This window comes from Peribacillus sp. NJ4 (assembly GCF_030348345.1).
Lineage (GTDB): Bacteria > Bacillota > Bacilli > Bacillales > DSM-1321 > Peribacillus.
The window spans coordinates 758,897-778,166 of the sequence record NZ_JAUCFQ010000001.1 but is presented as its reverse complement, the minus strand read 5'-3'; the positions used below and the strand labels follow the sequence as shown (position 1 = coordinate 778,166).

15 protein-coding genes and 2 pseudogenes are annotated in these 19,270 nt (G+C 42.0%); 8 read left to right on the top strand and 9 right to left on the bottom strand.

Going from position 1 to position 19,270, the window contains the following annotated elements; genetic code table 11:
• Nucleotides 1-113: 113 nt before the first annotated feature.
• Nucleotides 114-443 (bottom strand): hypothetical protein, encoded by a 330-nt coding sequence (locus QUF94_RS03960; RefSeq protein ID WP_289314690.1) that lies wholly within the window; start codon nt 441-443, stop codon nt 114-116.
• Nucleotides 444-1,057: 614 nt separating this feature from the next.
• Here QUF94_RS03960 and QUF94_RS03955 point away from each other — a divergent pair.
• Nucleotides 1,058-1,177: a DUF4023 family protein gene (locus QUF94_RS03955; RefSeq protein ID WP_061465287.1), complete on the top strand. Its 120-nt coding sequence runs from the start codon at nt 1,058-1,060 to the stop codon at nt 1,175-1,177.
• A 51-nt stretch (nt 1,178-1,228) separates the two neighbouring features.
• Here QUF94_RS03955 and QUF94_RS03950 read toward each other — a convergent pair whose 3' ends face one another.
• The 4 genes from QUF94_RS03950 to brnQ form a co-directional block, all read right to left on the bottom strand.
• Nucleotides 1,229-1,924 carry a hypothetical protein gene (locus QUF94_RS03950; protein WP_289314689.1) on the bottom strand — a complete coding sequence of 232 codons (696 nt, stop codon included), beginning with the start codon at nt 1,922-1,924 and terminating at the stop codon, nt 1,229-1,231.
• A gap of 183 nt (nt 1,925-2,107) precedes the next feature.
• Nucleotides 2,108-4,024 carry a vWA domain-containing protein gene (locus tag QUF94_RS03945; protein ID WP_289314688.1) on the bottom strand — a complete coding sequence of 639 codons (1,917 nt, stop codon included), beginning with the start codon at nt 4,022-4,024 and terminating at the stop codon, nt 2,108-2,110.
• A 15-nt stretch (nt 4,025-4,039) separates the two neighbouring features.
• The gene (locus QUF94_RS03940; RefSeq protein WP_289314687.1) at nt 4,040-4,906 is read right to left on the bottom strand and encodes an ATP-binding protein; all 867 of its coding nucleotides are present in this window, start codon (nt 4,904-4,906) and stop codon (nt 4,040-4,042) included.
• A gap of 118 nt (nt 4,907-5,024) precedes the next feature.
• Nucleotides 5,025-6,356 carry a branched-chain amino acid transport system II carrier protein gene (gene brnQ, locus QUF94_RS03935; RefSeq protein ID WP_289314686.1) on the bottom strand — a complete coding sequence of 444 codons (1,332 nt, stop codon included), beginning with the start codon at nt 6,354-6,356 and terminating at the stop codon, nt 5,025-5,027.
• 383 nt (nt 6,357-6,739) lie between these two features.
• On the opposite strand from brnQ, the pseudogene QUF94_RS03930 reads away from it, so the two are divergent.
• Nucleotides 6,740-7,270 (top strand): annotated as a pseudogene (locus tag QUF94_RS03930) (sugar O-acetyltransferase).
• Nucleotides 7,271-7,313: 43 nt separating this feature from the next.
• Here the strand turns inward: QUF94_RS03930 and QUF94_RS03925 are convergent.
• Complete coding sequence (locus tag QUF94_RS03925; protein ID WP_289314685.1) at nt 7,314-7,958, bottom strand: SDR family oxidoreductase; 645 nt, start codon at nt 7,956-7,958, stop codon at nt 7,314-7,316.
• Between the two features lie 349 nt (nt 7,959-8,307).
• Between QUF94_RS03925 and QUF94_RS03920 the strand changes: the two genes are divergently transcribed.
• Together QUF94_RS03920 and QUF94_RS03915 are read left to right on the top strand one after the other, a co-directional pair.
• Nucleotides 8,308-8,571: a CD3324 family protein gene (locus QUF94_RS03920; RefSeq protein ID WP_101225543.1), complete on the top strand. Its 264-nt coding sequence runs from the start codon at nt 8,308-8,310 to the stop codon at nt 8,569-8,571.
• Between the two features lie 159 nt (nt 8,572-8,730).
• Nucleotides 8,731-9,366, top strand: coding sequence for a FusB/FusC family EF-G-binding protein (locus QUF94_RS03915; protein WP_289314684.1), 636 nt, complete (start codon nt 8,731-8,733; stop codon nt 9,364-9,366).
• 153 nt (nt 9,367-9,519) lie between these two features.
• Here QUF94_RS03915 and QUF94_RS03910 read toward each other — a convergent pair whose 3' ends face one another.
• Complete coding sequence (locus tag QUF94_RS03910; protein WP_289314683.1) at nt 9,520-10,230, bottom strand: DUF4386 domain-containing protein; 711 nt, start codon at nt 10,228-10,230, stop codon at nt 9,520-9,522.
• Nucleotides 10,231-10,560: 330 nt separating this feature from the next.
• Between QUF94_RS03910 and QUF94_RS03905 the strand changes: the two genes are divergently transcribed.
• Nucleotides 10,561-11,136: an MEDS domain-containing protein gene (locus tag QUF94_RS03905; RefSeq protein WP_289314682.1), complete on the top strand. Its 576-nt coding sequence runs from the start codon at nt 10,561-10,563 to the stop codon at nt 11,134-11,136.
• Nucleotides 11,137-11,248: 112 nt separating this feature from the next.
• Complete coding sequence (locus QUF94_RS03900; protein WP_289314681.1) at nt 11,249-11,452, top strand: hypothetical protein; 204 nt, start codon at nt 11,249-11,251, stop codon at nt 11,450-11,452.
• Nucleotides 11,453-11,519: 67 nt separating this feature from the next.
• Here QUF94_RS03900 and gltD read toward each other — a convergent pair whose 3' ends face one another.
• Together gltD and gltB are read right to left on the bottom strand one after the other, a co-directional pair.
• Complete coding sequence (gene gltD / locus QUF94_RS03895) at nt 11,520-13,001, bottom strand: glutamate synthase small subunit (RefSeq protein WP_289314680.1); 1,482 nt, start codon at nt 12,999-13,001, stop codon at nt 11,520-11,522.
• Between the two features lie 16 nt (nt 13,002-13,017).
• Nucleotides 13,018-17,568, bottom strand: coding sequence for a glutamate synthase large subunit (gltB, locus tag QUF94_RS03890; protein WP_289314679.1), 4,551 nt, complete (start codon nt 17,566-17,568; stop codon nt 13,018-13,020).
• A gap of 133 nt (nt 17,569-17,701) precedes the next feature.
• Between gltB and gltC the strand changes: the two genes are divergently transcribed.
• Nucleotides 17,702-18,604 carry a glutamate biosynthesis transcriptional regulator GltC gene (gltC, locus tag QUF94_RS03885; protein WP_289314678.1) on the top strand — a complete coding sequence of 301 codons (903 nt, stop codon included), beginning with the start codon at nt 17,702-17,704 and terminating at the stop codon, nt 18,602-18,604.
• 124 nt (nt 18,605-18,728) lie between these two features.
• Nucleotides 18,729-19,223 (top strand): annotated as a pseudogene (locus QUF94_RS03880) (spore coat protein).
• Nucleotides 19,224-19,270: the final 47 nt, after the last annotated feature.

The following is a 19,270-nucleotide window of genomic DNA, read 5'->3' as shown; positions in this document are numbered from 1 at the left end:
AGATACCGTCCCTATTTTTGTCAATATTCAAAATATTCAAATGTTATATATCCTGACATTAGATAGCAAGGAAAAAATGTCCTCTTTTTTAAGAGAGCATTTTTTCCTTGCTATTATAATCCTAACATTGGATACGCTTTTATATACTCTTTATTATTTATTTGAAGAACTAACTCTTTATAATTTTTATCCTCAAATTGTATTTTAGATTCGAAGATTTTTGTTCCCTTTTCTAAAACATTAGATTCTCCATCCGCATTAGGAGTGCTATTGCTACTAATTTTTCGAATAACTTCTCCTACTTCATTCCCTATATCTTGAACTTCAACAGGTTCATCAGTAATTCTGTAAGATTGCCCTTCCCAAACAATTGAAGGTGGTACATCTTCGAATAATCCCAATTTATCACTGCTAACAAAACCAACAACTAATAGTATTGCCACTAAAAAAAATGAAGATTTTTTGAAAATAATTTCACCTCAGCCCTTTATACTAATATAAAATTTTTATATATGTTTTTGTTGTATGATAGTACGTTACATAAGTTGTGCTTATTAGTTTTCCAGCTCCCGTCTATGATTTCATTCGAAATTTGGTAGCAAATGAATCTCCATAGATAGCAGGTCTACTCCATTTTTTTGGGTTCGCTTTAATGGAGTACCTGTTTTTATAATTCAATTAAATCATCTGAATCGCATCATGGTGTTTCATTTTTGAAATTTAATTTCCCAAATTTGAGACAAGTATCTGGCGTTTTAGCATAAGGTTGTTTGTTCATGTTAGAAATGGCAGGATATTTTTATAATAGTAATCGTTGTTGGTTTAATTTCCGGTTTAAACGTAACAGGAATTCACGAAGGATATTAAGGAAGGGTTTAGAGAAGTCTCGTTTAGTGCTATGCTAGTAGGTCGGGGTGGTTTCATTTCATAAAAAATATTTTAATTCCACACATTACCATCTATCCTATTTATAAGAAAGTCAACATTTCTTCCACACTCATGAATTTCACCTCTTCTGGTTATAGTAAAGAAGAAACTAACGGAGGAGGTTCATTCCATGAAAAGTTCAAAGGAATTTGTGGAAAGCATTCAAGAGCAGCAGAAAAAGGAAGAAGGCAATTTTCGCCGTCAAGGTAACGGTAATCCCGCTCAGAAATTACCGAATAAAAAACATTAATGAAGATCGCAATTCAAAAAATCCCTGCCTTATTTCAAGGCAGGGATTTCTTCACCCCGATGTACTTTTTTTCTTCTTCATCACTTCGATTTCTTTTGAAAATGTGTCTTCTATCTCTTTTTTATTTCCATATAAAAAGAGGTTATCCCCTAATTTAACTTTATACTCATATAACTCTTTCCTGATTTTCACTTCTCCGCTTTCAATAAATAAAATATTGATGTCCGCTCCATCCGATATGACATCAAACGCTTTGACATCTATGAATTCAGAGTCCTCATAAATATCAATCTCCATGACCACGTCATCATCTTGTAAAAATAGGACCTCCTCTATCGGGTGCTCCCATAATTCATAATGATTATACATTTCACTTTTCAACTTATTCGATATTCTATTATTCAGGAATGGCGTCTTCACAAAAATGGTTAAGACCACCAATACACCAATAATGATGCTTAACTCCATCAAGCGTAGGTCATCTGTAAGCAATGTACTGATCGATGAAATGATGACAGCAAGTGAGAAAGCACCAAATAATATTAAAAACATGCTTATTTTCCTGCGAACGGGATGATCAATAATGGATTTTGACTCATCAGTTGTAAAACCAGTACCTGTCAGCATGGAGATAACCTGAAATCTGGCTACTGTGCTTTTTAATCCAGTCAATTTCAGCAAGGTAACTGATATTTCAATAACAAGAACAATGATTATAAAGTAAAGTAACATAAACAGTAAATTCATCAACACGATCACTTCCTCATTTATTGTTTACCCCAATCCCACCAAAAGAATCGCATCCTTTTTTCTTTTCAAGCTTCTCATCAAAATATTCACTTACTGCAAATAACTGATATGAAACAAAAAAAAACACAGTAAGATCCAAATCAGAATCCTACTGCGTTTTTCCCTATATACACCTAATTCTTAAATCGTCTTCAGCAGTAGCTTTTTTAACAACGGTGTAAATTGCTCTGGCAATTCAGCTACACTCGGAATCATTAGCCGTTCTTTGCCATAGATGTTTTTCATCGTCAATTCTTCACTTTCATCGACGCCTCCATCCGCTAAAAATAGGCCTATGACTTCTATGCCTTTTTTCCTGGCTTCCGATACGGCAAGATGTGTATCGACAATTCCATTTTGATCATAATCGCTTGCTGCCGGCTCACCATCGGAAAATACGAGCAAGAAACGGTTTTTTTCGCGCCTTTTTTCCAATTCCATTGTGGCCACCCTGATGCTGTATCCGTCCCGGTTGTCTTCCTCCGGTTCAAGCTGCATGATTTTCGCTCCTGAGTTCAGATAAAAAGAATCGGAATGGGACTGGATCACATGGAAGTAATTCGGCTGATATCCTTCTCTCACTTCATTCGCATCTTCCCAAAATCCCACGATCGAATGGGGGATCCTTAATTTTTTCAGCACTTCATGAAACAGGACGACCCCTCGTTTCGTTTCATCCATTTTGTTATGCATGGAGGCCGAGCAATCGATAAGCAATGTGAATACGGCATCCAATTCATTTGAATCCTGGTTCTTTTTATAAAAGACCCTTGGATTTTCTTCAAGTACAAGCGGCAGTAATTTCTTCGATAAACGACCAAAAACCAAATCTTTTCTTGGTGCATTCTTTTTATTTTCCAGTGTCTTTTCAATTGTACTGGAAAGTTTCCTCTTAAACGGTTCGATATCCGCAACAAACTCACGGTAGCGTTTCTCTTCCGAAAGTGTTGGTATTTTTGCTTCCTTGATTACTTGGACGACGTCTTTATTTTCTTCACCAAATGGATGTTCACCACTTTTGCCCATATTGGTTTGTTTCTTCTCCAGCGTTTCCTGCTGATTGTATTCCTTTTGTTTACTTTCCCCTGATGAACCCTGGATCGAAGCCAGCGCTTGGTCGGCATCTTCCGCTTCTCGGGCACCGCCGCCCATAAGACTTGTTTTCGTTCCCTGCTCCAATTCAAATTGAAGGAAAGTCGAATTACTCTCGCCGTTCTTATTCTCCCGGTGCCAAGTTGAGAATTTTTCATCAATGAACTCACTTTTTTCTTCGTCTACCTCTTCTGTATCATCGTTAACCAGTTCATCATTTCTAGTCAGTTCATCAAATAAGGTATTTGCCTTATACTTTTCCACATTTGCAATGGGGAAGATGAAATATTCATTGATCGTATCCTCGTATCCATCGTTCACACGGAAAACGATTTGCTCGCAAATCCTCGTGATATCACTGGTTTTAGTGGCTTCAAAGACAGAATGGATGAACGGTTTGATTTTCTCCAGCTCTTCCAGCTGCCGTACATTGGCTCTGGGAAAAATCGGATCCGGACGGTCGGATTGAAGCAGTAAATAGATGAGGCAGTATAATTCATCCAGCGCAAAACTTCTTGTGACATTCGTTGCTAATTGGCTTTCGAAATATTGTTTAAGGTAAGCTCCCCTTACCGAAAACCATTTTTTCGTGCCCGGCCTTTCTTTCTTCACCAATTCTTCCAATCGCAAATCTTCCATTATAGCGAATAATTGGGCTGCAAACTTCGGAAGCGAACTTTCCCCGATGATGTCCTGGTACTCCTTCATGCTCTGGATTGTTGAATGATGCAGCGTACCTATCGTTCTAAGGAGCACGTCCGTTTTCAGTCCCGCTTCCTTCACTTCCTTATTGCCATTTTCCCAAAAATGGCTGGCTGTGACCTTATTCTCGATCAGATCAATGAAGGAACCATAATTATATTCGAATTCCAGCTCAGAAATGCCGGATAAGACAGTCGAGAGATCCTGAAGCTGTAAAAAAAGGGCCGTATCGATTATTGAATCATTAAACCGGATATACTTCATGAGGCATTCTCCTAGTTAGAATAATGTGTCAGCCAAGTTCTTCACAAACTCACGCTCCCGCTCCTCGTCCAACTTATCCACAATGGAACGAAGAATCGCCCGTTTCGGCGGGATCAATACACTCAGATCGCAAGCATCAAGCAAAGCCCTGATCGATGCCGCATCTTCAGCGACCTTCCCTTGATTCACGGCATTTATCAAATCACTCGACAGTTTAACGAACAATTCAATACTTCTTGGGTCCTTCAACTTTGTATTGGTTTCTATCAATTGCTTTAACTGCTCCCCTTCGATATAGGGAACTTCGATTACGACAAACCTATTTTTCAGCGCTTCATTCAGCGGTACTGTACCGACATACCCTTCATTGATTGCAGCAATCACATTAAGGCCATCTTTTGCAGTGATGACTTCATTCGTGAACGGATTCGTTATCGTCCTTCTGTAATCAAGCACCCCATTGATTAGCGGCAGTGTTTCCGGTTTTGCCATGTTGATTTCATCTATATATAAGAAATGACCGTGATTCATTGAATTGGTCACAGGTCCGGGTACGAATTCTATCACCTGTTTTTCTTCTTTATAAGCCAACGTCTTGAAGCCCAATAAACTTTCGGCATCCAAGTCGACTGAGCAGTTGACACTGAACATTGGCTGGTTGAATAAATTCGATAATGTCTCGGCAAACTTTGTCTTTCCTGCCCCTGTCGGACCCTTCAAAAGGATATTCTTCCCCATGCTTAAGGCAGTGATGGCATCTACCATCAACTCCATCTCGGGAGGCAGATATCCGCCACTCCTAATCAATTCCTTGTATTGAGCAGGATTTTTTTTATTAGCTTCTAATATATTTGCTATTTCTATTGGTAGTCGATTGATCATTGTGTTCCTACACCCCTTTCTAAACATTTTAAGGCTCTTTCCCATTAAAAACAAACACTAAGAAAAAGAGCTGTCATTAAGACAGCTCCTTTCATGCTCATATAGTGAATGCTGACCCTTAATAGGCTTCCTTAGGGTCCCCTTTCATCAGGTATATCATATAGCCCAATACACCGCCGATGATGGCAGGCATAACCCATCCTATCCCTACACTATATAGTGGAAGGTATTGGGTGAAAAAGTTCGAAACAGCATCCAATTTAATGCCTGATGCCACTACTCCATCCATTATGCTGATGATGGCCGTTAATAATAAGCTTCCTAAGTATACCTCCGATTTCCCTTTGAAAAGGGAATGGAAGAACGTCAGAACGATCAAAACGATCGCCACCGGATAAAGCGCGGTTAACACAGGCACTGAAATTGAAATGAGCTTTGTCAAACCTACATTTGCAACAGCCGCACTAAAAACGGAGAAGATGACGACAAATGATTTATACGATACAGCAGGCAGTATTTTATTGAAATACGCAGAACAAGCCGTTATCAACCCAATGCTTGTCGTCAGGCATGCTGCGATCACGATCAACCCTAACAACACGGCACCAGCCGATCCGAAAAAATGATTCGAGGCTTGAGCCAAAACGTCTCCGCCATTACCCAGTTGACCTAGTTTTTCCACACTTGTTGCTCCGACATAAGTCAATGCCGTATACACGATCACCAACAAGGTTGCAGCTATCAAGCCAGCTTTCATACAGAAGCCTAACACTTCTTTTCTTGAAGTGATCCCCCTGTCTTTGATCGCGTTGATGACAATGATACCAAATGCAAATCCGGCCAGCGTATCCATGGTCAAATATCCTTCTTTAAATCCCTTGAAGAAAGAATTATCTGAATAACCCGCCACTGGTGACTGGATTTCACCCATTGGGTTAATAATTGCGACTACAATGAGAATCCCGATAAAAATCAATAATAACGGTGTTAATATTTTTCCGACGATATCCAGCATCTTGGATGGATTGATGGATAATAAACAGGCAATTCCAAAGTATATGATAGTGAATACCAGCAATGGTAAAGAACCGACGTCATTGGAAAGGAAAGGTTTGATCCCTATTTCGTAAGAGACACTTCCCGTTCTCGGAAGCGCGAAAAGCGGTCCCAAAGATAAATAAAGAACGACTGTGAAAATGATGCCGAATAACGGGTGTGCCCTGCTTGCAAGCGATTGAACATCATTTTTTCCCGAAAAACCAAATGCCAATATTGTAATAAATGGCAATCCAACACCAGTAATGATGAATCCTAAACTAGCCGACCATAAATTGGTCCCAGCGGATTGACCGAGCATGGCAGGGAAAATTAAGTTTCCTGCACCAAAAAATAAAGCAAAAAGCATTAATCCTGTTACAACGATAAAAGAAAGTGGTGCTTTCTGTGACATATTGAGCCCTCCATTATTTTGATTATCTTAACGAAGAAAAGAGTTGTCCATCTAGTTCCGATAAAAAAGTGAAATGAGCTTCGGTCCATTCTACTTATCTATTAAAATGCACCTTCATGAAACTATTGATTATTGATAACTCTCCTTACTATAAAATTCGGCGGAACGTTTGTCAAAGCTATTTCACTCATTATTCGGAAAAATCTTTCTTTTCTTACTTCTTTTTATGAAACTGAGAGAGGCATTCAGATTCAACAGAAAATTTGAGTAAAATGTCCTGCAATTTATTTTGCAGGAAAAATGTTTTAATATTCAGATATTTAAATAAACTATATAAAAAGTAAAAAAATAGGAAGAGTAAACATGAATACTGAAAAAGAAAAATGGTGAGCGGGAAACCTTATATGGCCGCTGATCCGGAATTAATAAGAGATAGGGAAAATGCTAGAAAGTTGACCGGTTATACAATCAGACAATGGAAAGCGAAGGGGATGAACGAAGGGCACTACTGAAACAGCTTTTAGGTTCCACTGGACTAAATGTTTATATTGAACCCACTTTCCATTGTGACTATGGATACAATATTTCTGTCGGGGAAAACTTTTATGCTAATTTCGATTGTGTCATTTTGGATGTTTGTGAAGTGAAGATTGGCAAGTCCCGGAGTGCATATCTATCCGGCCACACACCCGCTGAATCCCTTCGAACGCAGTTCTGGAGTGGAATACGGAAAACCGGTTACGATTGGGGATCATGTATGGATTGGCGGAAGGGCCATCATCAATCCTGGCTTTACAATAGCGAGTCATTCCGTCGTCGCTTCAGGGGCCGTCGTAACAAAGGATGTTCCTGAAGGCGTTGTTGACGGTGGAAACCCAGCGAGGGTCATCAAGCATATTGAGGGAATTAAATAGCAGAGCTCACTCGATGCTGAGTGGCTCTGCCTCCTTTTTTTCGTTATATTTTCCTTAATGCTTCCGCGATTGCAGTATCACCGGAGATTAAATCAAATGAACGCTTGTAGGTATTTTCTTCCGTTAAAGAAGCAAGAATAGTTCGAGCCACATCTTCACGGGCAATCGAACCTCTTTCCAATTCTTCGGCGGCGGTCACTTTGCCCGTTCCCGGTTCATTAACCAGACCGCCAGGCCGAATGATGGTATAATTCAAATCGCTTTGTAACAATGCCCTATCCGCATAGTGCTTGGCCACATAATACGGTTTGATGGCTTCATTCCAGTTTTCGCGATTATTGGCCTGAAAAGCACTCACCATGATGAATCGGTTGATTCCCAAGTTTTCTGCCGCTTCAATCGTTTTAACTGCACCATCCAGATCAATCAACAGCGTTTGATCAGCGCCGGTGCTTCCTCCGGATCCTGCTGTAAACACGATGGCATCACAGCCTTTCGCCGCATTCGCAATCTCATCCACTGTTCCCGTTAAACTGACGACTGCAGCTTCAATTCCATTTTTCTCAAAATGCTTCCTCTGATCTTCTTTGCGAATCATTGCCCGTACAGTATGATCCGGACTATCTTTTAATAAATCCACCAGATGTTTACCGATCTGCCCATTTGCCCCAACTACGAATACTTTCATGAAAGTCAGCTCCCATAATGGTTAGTTTGATTTCATTTCAAATTATTTCATGTACTTAGATCATTATCAAACAATCAGCCCGCCATACATTGGAAAAAGTTTGGCAACCACCCTTATATATTTTATAATAATGACAGTACGTGTTCTTCTGGGACACAAAAGGGAGGTGTAAAGATGGCAATAAGAATGTTAATGCCACCTTCTGCAGCGTCTCATGCAAAGCCTAGTATTGGAGGCGATACTTTGCATGGGGTTAAATTAAGCTAAACTTAATCGCCCGACTTATCATTTCTAATATTTGGCTTTGCACCTTATTTCATTCTTAAAAAAGAATAAGGGGCTGGCAGAAATGAAATATGTAAAAGCAACGGCCGTGTTGCCTGAAAAGCTGATCGTTGAAATTCAAAAGTATGTGCAAGGTGAAACCATATATATCCCGAAACCTGAAAAGGCCCATCACAAATGGGGAACCCGTTCGGGATCAAGGGAATTGATCGATGACCGAAATGCCTCTATAAAATATGCATTCAAGGACGGTCATACCATCCATCAATTAGCCGAGGAACATTTTCTCTCCGCGGAAACCATTAAGAAAATCGTTTATTCTAAATAGGATTGCATGGGCAGCACTGATAATGATATCAGTGCTATTCATATGCCAAGAATGTTTCTTAGTCGTTTTCCCCCTTTTAATGCAGATGCGATTTCTGTAAAGTATATAAAAACGGTATCATGTTACAAGTATCGCGCAATAAAAACAGGAGTGAAGAAAATGGAACCTTTTATCAGGAGCGAGCAATATAACTTCATTAAATCCCAAACGCAGATTCTTATAAATGGACACGCGACGGCCAACGATAAGGATGTGATCAACACCCTGAAAACTGTTGCCAAAGAAAGAGTATTAAGCTTATTCAGTGACTTGAGCGAAGAACAAAAACAACTGCTGGATCCAGTAGATACCATTAAAGATCCCGCACAAGCCGAAGCCTTTCTCTTACAGGTAAAGCCGTTTGTGATCCCATTTAAAGAAGTAAGCGAAAAAACGATAAAAAAATTGTTTCCTAAAGCAAAGAAATTAAAAGCCCCTTTGTTGGAAAACATCGATTTGAGAGAGATTTCATACTTGGGATGGGATGATGGCGGATCCGGAAAGAAATTCATCATTGCACCCCATCATAATAAACTCACCGGATTGCATGGAACCATTAAACCCGCCAACAAAAAAGGGATCTGTGCCATATGCAGCCGCTTTGAAGAAGTAGGAATGTTCATGTCTGAAACAAAAGGAACCGTCCAAGGGACATTCATTAAAAAAGGGAATTATATTTGCCTGGATAGTATGAAATGTAACCAGAACATAACCACTTTAGATAAAATGACCGATCTAATCGAGCGGCTGAAATAATACGGAAAAGCAATCCTTCACCATTTGAAGGATTGCTTTTTTGGGCTTTGTTATACATTCATGTTATTTTTGAATGTGTGCATTTTATGAACTAACGCATTTTACTCAACAGCCTCAATAGGTACGGCTCCTAATTTTGGAAGGTTATCGCCTTTATTGAACTTTAACACCCTTAATCAAAAGCCAGAAAGCTAATGATAACTCCCCAATCACACCAGGTATGGCTACAATCAATAAGAATATCGTTTTATAGTCGGTATAGTTGGTCAGAAGAAAATGTGCAAAACTGTCTATTAAATACCCAGCAGATGCAATGACCAGGAAGATCCCGATCAATCTTGGCATGTAGCCTCCTGACCTGATTATTAAATAACCAACGACAAACAAATGAAAGCCAAAAAACACCAACCCAATTAGCCATCCATTATTGAAAGCATCGATTAATGACAGCACTTGAGCATGTATCTGTTCAGGTGTGAATGCCGCCAAATATTCAGTACCGCTTAGCAGTTGCAGTACACCCAGGAAATTATGCAAGGCGAACCCAAAGATGGCGGTGTACACCAACCTAAACCACGCAGCGAGCATCGCCAGATTCTTATTAACGGGTTTAAGCAGAACATACAGAGCCCAAGCTAACAGCACATCAAGAATGAGCACGATGACAAAGCTAATGAATCCAGTCCTAAATAACATCTCATTGGTCATGATGTTAGTGGCAGTTGCTGCTGCATCATCAAAGACGATAAGTCCTTCAAGAACAGAAAAGTTAGAAAACATCGCAAGTATTGCCATAAGCAATAGCGCTACTCCTGCGACTCTAGAATAATGTAGTGGCGGCGTTTCATTATTACGGTTTGTCATTTCTGACTCCTCCTAATTTCCTGCTAACTTTACACTATTCGAAGTACTATTGTCATAGAATCAAAAAGATTGCTGTGGTAAAATTTATTCTCTTTTCTCGAATGGCCTTGAAATTCGTATTCTCAAAGATATAAAGAATTGCTAATAATCGATAACAACATGCATGATTACTATCTTCTATATTCATTACCGTTTTTGTTGAGTTATCGATCCCCCTGCTGCCGTGGCACTTCTTCAATCAACACCTTTACCTGCTGTCACCAATTGATTTTGTTCTGTTTACACAAATCTAGTATAATTGAGGAGATACATGAGAGAAGGAATGATATATTGAAAAGCAAAATGAATCAGTTGTTTGAAGACCAAAAGAATGTTCATGTGCTGTATTCCTATAATGAAAAGGAAAATTACATCAAACAGGTTTTAAGTTATATCCAAGATGGCCTCGCGGCGGGAGACTACGTCATTCTTATTGAAAATGACCGTATTTATCCCATTATTCACAGAGAACTGAGTGCACGATTAGCGAAAGAGCAAATGGAGTTCATTCACTTTGTGAACAACTTCGATTTCTATTGTTCAAGCGGCAGTTATCATCCCCCTGCAATCGAAGAATACTTTAATAAAACAGTACAGCCCTATGTGGAAAATAAAATCTCTTTCCGATCATGGGCACATGTGGAGTGGGCGACCATGGAAGAGCCACTGCATATCATAGAAGATTTTGAGAGAACAGTAGATGAGGCAGTAAATCTGCTGTCATTTCCATTAATTTGTGCGTACGAAGGTGCTAGGATGCCAGACTACCTAAAAAAGATATTGATGGAAACACACCCTTATGTTCTAACCGACGATGATATCATCACCTCGGAACAATACTTGCCATCAATTGATGTAAAAAAATAGACAACATGCTTAGGAGTTCTCCTAAGCGTGTTTTTTTGCCATGCATTTTATTGAGTTACCGACCACTTGTTATGAATTCCTTGTATATTTAAGCCGTAGTATTGTTAGTTTCGTGCGTTTACTCATGAATTTTCGTGATTTACTCGTGAGTTTCGTGCGTTTACTCGTGAGTTTCATACTTTTACTCGTGAGTTTCGTGCGTTTACTCGTGAGTTTCGTGCGTTTACTCGTGAGTTTCATGCGTTTACTCGTGAGTTTCATGCTTTTACTCGTGAGTTTCGTGCGTTTACTCGTGAGTTTCATGCTTTACTCGTGAATTCCACATTTCCCACCACAAAAAAAGAAGCGCCATAATGATTGATATGGCACTTCTTCTTTTGCAATTATGGCAATACCGATGCGCCCATCAAGTAGCGGTCCACTTCACGTGCTACTTCACGACCTTCATTTATCGCCCAAACGATGAGGCTTTGGCCTCTCCTTGCATCTCCGGCAGCGAAAACGCCTTCGACATTCGTTCTGTATTCGCCATAGACGGCATCAATTTTTTGATTGACTGTTTCTACACCAAATTGAGTTAATAGTGGCTGTTCAGTGCCTTCAAATCCGATTGCAATGAAAACGAATTGTGCAGGCCATACTTTTTCAGTTCCTGGAACTTCCCTGAAAATGTATATTCCATCTTCACCTTTGATTTTTTCCATTGAGATTGTATGCAGTTCTTTAACGTTGCCATTTTCATCGGCCACGATTTTCTTTGTTTGGATGGAATATTGACGCGGATCTGCACCAAATTTCGCTTCCGCTTCTTCATACGCATATTCTAGTGAAAATACATTCGGGTAGGCCGGCCACATATTATCAGATGTACGGGCCGTCGGAAGGATTGGATGCTTCCCGAATTGTACGACGCTCTTACATTCCTGGCGAAGGGCAGTTGCGACACAGTCCGCTCCTGTATCCCCGCCGCCGATGACGATGACATCCTTACCCTTCGTGTCTAAAAATTTGCCGTCTTCAAAATTGGAGTCCAACAGGCTTTTAGTCGAAGTTGTCAAGTAATCCATAGCTAGGTGAATGCCTGATGCCCCGCGGCCTTCAATTTCCAGGTCACGCTGCTTTTGGGCACCTGTGCATAGGATGACTGCATCATATTGATCTTGCAGTTCCTCGGCTGAAATATCTTTGCCCACTTCCGTATTGGTAATGAAATCGATGCCTTCTTGGGTCAATAATTTGATCCGGCGTGCAACGACATCTTTTTCAAGTTTCATGTTCGGGATGCCGTATGTCAACAGTCCGCCTGCACGGTCTGCGCGCTCATAAACCGTGACAGAATGACCTGCTTGATTTAACTGATCGGCACTCGCCAATCCTGCTGGGCCTGAACCGATGATGGCAATTTTCTTGCCGGTTCTGCTCTCAGGGATGCGAGGCGTGATCCAGCCATTTTCAAATCCTTTATCGATGATGGTCCGTTCAATGTTCTTGATGGTAACCGCAGGGTCGCTTATCGCTACCGTACAAGACCCTTCACACGGGGCCGGGCAAACTCGCCCGGTGAATTCAGGGAAATTATTCGTTTTCGACAAACGGTCCAATGCTTCTTTCCATCTGCCGCGGTAAACCAAATCATTCCACTCCGGGATCAGATTATGAATCGGACAGCCTGTTGTGACTCGGTTCAATTCCATGCCCATATGGCAGAAAGGGGTCGCGCAGTCCATACACCGCGCTCCCTGTGTACTTAACTTTTCATCAGAGAAAGGAGCTGTATACTCTCTCCAGTCGCTTAAACGAGTGAGAGGATTCCGGTCTGTTGGCTTTTCTCGCGGATAATCCATAAATCCTGTTGCTTTTCCCATCTTTCTCTCCCCTTCCTTACTGCATCACAGCTTGTTTAGTGATTTTTTTATCTTGAACGGAATTTGCCTGAAATGCACTCATGATCGCTTCTTCATCCGACAACCCAGCGTTCTTCTGCTCATTGATGCTTTTCATCATCCGTTTGTAATCTTTCGGAATGACTTTTACGAATTTCTTGACGAAATCCTCCCAGTTCTCCAGTACATAAGAGGCTTTTGCACTCTCTGTATAATGAAGGTGGCTGTAAAGCATTTCTTTTACCTCGTTTGCATCATCCATATCCGCCAGCGTCTCGAATTCTATCATTTCACCATTGCATAATGCCTTGAATTCTTCTGCATCATCAGCAAGTACATAAGCGATTCCGCCTGACATTCCTGCGGCAAAGTTTTTGCCGACGTCGCCAAGGATGACCACACGACCGCCTGTCATATACTCACAGCCATGGTCTCCAATCCCTTCAACCACGACATTGACTCCACTGTTCCGTACGGCAAATCGTTCTCCCGCACGGCCATTAATGTAGGCCTCGCCGCTTGTTGCACCGTATAAGGCGATATTACCGGCAATTACATTGTCCCCGGCCTCAATCTGATTCCCAGAAGGTGCCGTGACAATGATCTTTCCGCCAGATAAGCCTTTCCCAACATAGTCATTGACATCACCTGTCAAATACATCGACATTCCTTTTGGAATGAACGCACCGAAGCTCTGGCCCGCCGATCCCGTAAAGCGAAGTGTGATCGTATCTTCAGGCAACCCATCTTCCCCATAGCGTTTGGATACTTCACTGCCGACGATCGTTCCGACCACACGGTTCACGTTTGTAATCGGGAAGCTTACATCCACCTGGGTTTGATCATTTAAAGCAGGCTGCACCACAGGTAAAATCTCACGGATATCCAAGGATTCTTCAATTTTATGGTTTTGCGGAAGTTGATACGTACGTATCCCCTCCGGTTGGAAAAGAAGTGTCGTCAAGTCCAGATGCTTAGCTTTCCAATGGTTTTGTGCCCGCTCGCTCACTTGTAAAACATCAGTGCGGCCGACCATCTCCTCTAGTGTTCTAAAACCAAGCTCAGCCATCGTTTCCCGCACTTCCTCAGCGATGAAGCGCATGAAATTCACGACATGATCCGGATCTCCAGTGAATTTACTGCGAAGCTCAGGGTTTTGAGTAGCTACCCCGACTGGACATGTATCCAAATGGCAAGCACGCATCATGACACAGCCAAGGACCACAAGCGGTGCCGTAGCAAAGCCGAATTCTTCCGCTCCAAGGATAGCTGCCATGACAACGTCGCGTCCCGTCATTAACTTTCCATCCGTTTCAAGGACTACACGGCTGCGCAGGCCATTCAGCATCAATGTTTGGTGTGCTTCGGCAAGGCCCAACTCCCAAGGAAGACCTGTATGTTTGATACTCGTTTTTGGTGATGCACCCGTACCGCCATCATACCCGCTGATAACGATGACATCTGCAGCTCCTTTGGCCACACCGGCTGCAATCGTGCCCACGCCTGCTTTTGATACTAGCTTGACGCTGATCCTGGCATCACGATTCGCATTCTTTAAATCATGGATCAGCTGTGCCAGATCCTCAATCGAATAGATATCATGATGTGGAGGCGGTGAAATCAGGCCGACACCTGGTGTGGAACCACGAACCTCTGCAACCCAAGGATATACTTTATTCCCCGGTAGCTGGCCGCCTTCACCCGGCTTTGCACCTTGTGCCATTTTGATTTGAAGTTCATCGGCATTGACAAGGTAATGGCTTTTCACACCAAAACGTCCAGATGCAATTTGTTTAATCCCGCTACGGCGGTTATCACCATTTTCATCCACTTGGTAACGGCTTGGGTGTTCCCCGCCTTCACCGCTATTGCTTTTTCCGCCTAAACGGTTCATCGCGATCGCCAATGTTTCATGTGCTTCCTGACTCAATGAACCGAATGACATCGCACCCGTTTTGAATCGGCTGACGATGGATTCCACGGATTCCACTTCATCTATTGAAATGCTTTGGCGCTTTTGATCGAACGAGAATAAATTCCTTAAAAACCCGAGTCTCTCTTCATTCGCCAAGTTGGAATATTGCTTAAATAAATTATAATCGCCTTTCCGGCAGGCCCATTGCAGTGTATGGATCGTTTTAGGATTGAAAGCATGATGTTCCCCTGTTTTTCTCCATTGAAAATCACTTCCGCTTTCAAGTGTTTGGTCAAGGGAATCAGCTGCAGCTTTCCTATGGCGAATCAACGCTTCATCAGCTATCGTTTCCAAATCTATCCCACTAAGCTGCGATGCCGTACCACTGAAATAGCGTTCGATTACATCAGCACCAATTCCGACTGCTTCGAAAATTTGTGCCCCACGATAACTTTGAATCGTGGAAATCCCCATTTTCGACATCACTTTTACGATACCTTCCGTCAAGGAGCTTACATATTTCCTTACCGTTTCTTCGTAGCTGATGGCTAAACTGCCTTCCAATACAGCTTGCTTATATGTTTCATAAGCAAGGTATGGGTAAATCGCATCCACTCCATACCCGATAAGGGACGCATAATGATGGACTTCCCTTGCTTCACCCGATTCAACAATAATGCTCACTTTCGTACGGTTTCCATGACGGATAAGCTCTTGATGAAGGGAGCTCGCAGCCAACAAGGAAGGAATCGCAGCCTTTTCTTTGCTCATATCCTTGTCAGATAATATCAAAAGGCTGACACCATCAGCGATCGCTTGTTCCGCTTCACGGCAGATGCGATCGAGTTCACTATCTAAATCTTCTGAAAATAAAGTGTGTATGACTTTGCTTTTGAATTCCGGAAAGGCATTTTCCTTCAACTGCTGCATTTGACCTGGCGTCAAAACAGGTGAATCCAATTGAATGCGGCGGCTGTTCGTTTCATCCGGTTTCAGCAAATCTCCTTCCGCACCCAGAAATGTCATCGTTGACGTGACGATCTGTTCACGAAGCGAATCGATTGGCGGGTTGGTTACTTGTGCAAAGGATTGTTTGAAATAGTTGAATAGCGACTGCGGACGATCTGATAAGACCGCTAACGGAATGTCATTCCCCATGCTGCCCAGCGGGTCTTTGCCTTCGGTAATGACCGGCAGTAAATATTTTTGGACATCTTCATATGTGTATCCGAACGCTTTTTGCCTGAATAACAAATCACTCAATGGCTTCCCTTCGGTCACTGGTTCTTCGTCACTTAATTGAACAAGCTGTTCGTCCAGCCATTGCTGGTATGGATTTTCCTGAGCCATTTCCGTCTTGATTTCTTCATCGGAAACAATACGGCCTTCCTCTAAATCTATTAAAAGCATTCTGCCTGGGCTTAAACGATCTTTATATAATACATTCTCCGGCTCCACATCGATCACGCCGACTTCGGAGGAGAAAATGATGTAATCATCTTTTGTCACATAATACCTTGCAGGCCTTAAACCATTTCGATCCAGGATTGCCCCGATTTGCTTGCCATTCGTAAAGGATATGGCCGTCGGACCATCCCATGGCTCCATGAGCATGCTATGATATTCGTAAAATGCCTTCTTTTCCTTCGTCATATGCGGATTTTCCGTCCATGGTTCAGGAATGAGCATCATGGCCGCATGTGCCGGTTTACGCCCGGCAAGGACAAAGAATTCAAGTGCATTATCAAGAATCGAGGAATCACTGCCGTCTATATCCAAAATGGGCAGGACCTTTTGCAGGTCATCTCCGAATGCTTCTGAAACAAACTGCTGCTCACGCGCTTTCATCCAATTCACATTGCCTCTAAGCGTATTGATTTCGCCATTATGAATCAGGTAACGGTTTGGATGTGCCCGTTCCCAACTAGGAAAAGTATTCGTGCTGAAGCGGGAATGCACTAAAGCGAAAGCCGAAACGAAATCGTCCTGTTGAAGGTCAAGATAAAATGCATCCACCTGCTCCGGTGTCAATAAACCTTTGTAAACGATCGTAGTACTTGAAAGGCTGGCAAAATAAAAACGATTCCCACGTTCACGAGCCCAGTTTTCAGCTTGTTTTCTAATAATGAACAATTTACGTTCAAAAGCTAAATCATTGGTTATCCCTTCACTGGCACCGATGAATACTTGGCGGATCGTCGGACATGTCTCCTTACCGACCTCCCCGATTTTCCCAGCATCAACAGGGACCGTTCTCCAGCCTAATAGCGTTTGGCCCTCTTGTTCGATAAATGCATTCAAACGAGCTTCAATTTCAATCCGTTCATCATCATTGTTAGAGAAAAAAAGCATGCCTACACCGTAGCGCCCTTTTGCTGGCAAATTCATCTCCGGGCATGCCAGCCTGAAATATTTATCGGGAATCTGCACCATTAATCCTGCGCCATCTCCTGTAAGGGGATCGCTGCCTTGTCCGCCGCGATGATCTAATTGGCACAGCATCTTCAGTCCTTGTTTGACGATGTCATGTGTAGCAAGCCCTTTTAAATTAGCGTATAAACCGATCCCACATGCATCATGTTCAAATTCAGGATGGTAGAGCCCTTGTGCTTTTGGTATTTGATTGTATGTCATATTAATCGCCCCCATCGTATTCTTACACCGTTATGTCACTTACATTTATTCTAGGTTTTCAAATCGATATAAACAATATATAATTCTAATAGAATCTATCTCAATTTGAGATGAATGGTTGGAGGATGAATAAATGGAACTACGGCAATTACGTTATTTTGTTGAAGTCGCCGAGAGAGAACACGTCTCTGAAGCCGCAGAGCACCTGCATATCGCACAATCAGCAATCAGCCGGCAAATTTCCAGATTGGAAGATGAGCTTGGCGTCCTTTTATTTGAAAAAATCGGCCGAAATATTCAGTTAACCCCTATCGGAAAAATATTCCTTATCCATGCAAAAACGGCGATACAAGCGATAGAATATGCCAAATATCAAATTGAGGAATTTTTGGACCCTGAACACGGAACCATTAAAATCGGGTTCCCGACTAGCCTTTCCACCCATTTACTACCTACCGTTATCTCTGCTTTTAAAGATGAGCAGCCGAATATCGGGTTCCACTTAAGACAGGGATCTTATTCCTCTTTAAAGGAAGCCGTCAAAAATCGCGAAATCGGTTTAGCCTTCCTTGGACCAATCCCGACAAACGATCCAGATATCGAAGGTCATATCCTGTTCACGGAAAACATTTCCGCTTTACTGCCCATAACTCACCCATTAGCGGAAAGGAAGAGTTTGCGACTAAATGACTTACGAAATGATCCATTCGTCTTGTTTCCGAAAGGATACATCCTTCACACTATCGCTATCGAAGCGTGCAAAGCAGCCGGTTTCGCACCGAACATCACCTCGGAAGGTGAAGACATGGATTCCATTAAAGGTCTCGTATCAGCCGGAATCGGAGTCAGTCTGCTCCCTGAAAGTACGTTTTATGAAGTCACTCCAAGACTTACCGTCAAAATCCCGATCGATACACCCGAAGTCAAACGGACTGTTGGCATCATCACTCCAAAACACAGGGAATTGGCACCATCGGAAAAGGTGTTTTATGAATTTGCCAAAAAGTTTTTCTCTGTTCTCGAGCAATATCAATAAAACATGGCGACCCTTCTAAACTGTGAATGTGAACGAAGATGGGACAGCCTTTTCCATAAATGATTTCACTAGACAACTTACAAATAGCCCACTGTTCAAGATTATTCGTTCAGGAAGAATTTAAATGGCACCCACCCATTCACATCTTGCATGGCATGAAACACTCGAGCTTCATGAATTGGTCGCCGCCCAGTCCAATGCCCTTATGAAATTTAAAAAAGCTTATCCAAAAATAAAAGACCCCATTTTAAAAACGATATATAAGCAAACGATTGATACTCTTACCCAAAACATCATGGAGCTGCTGCAATTTTACCCATTGGCGCCTAAGACGGGCCGGGATGACGATGTATTAAGGGATGACGCTTCGGCCGCTGCTGCCGGGGAATTGCTGGGCTTTGCCAAATCATCCATCAAAAGTTATGCACTTGCCATTACTGAAACAGCCACCCCTTCTCTTCGAAAAGTATTTAAGAAACATTTAAATGGAGCCATCGATACCCATGCCAAGATTTTCAACTAACTTTATGAAAGAAACCTCTATCCTGCATACGACTTGAACCAACTGCTTCAAAATGACGTAGATGTTGCCAATAAGGCTCTTTCCCAACCATTCTAAATGCAAAAAAAGGTAAGCATACCGATTGCTTGCCTTTTTGCCGCGTT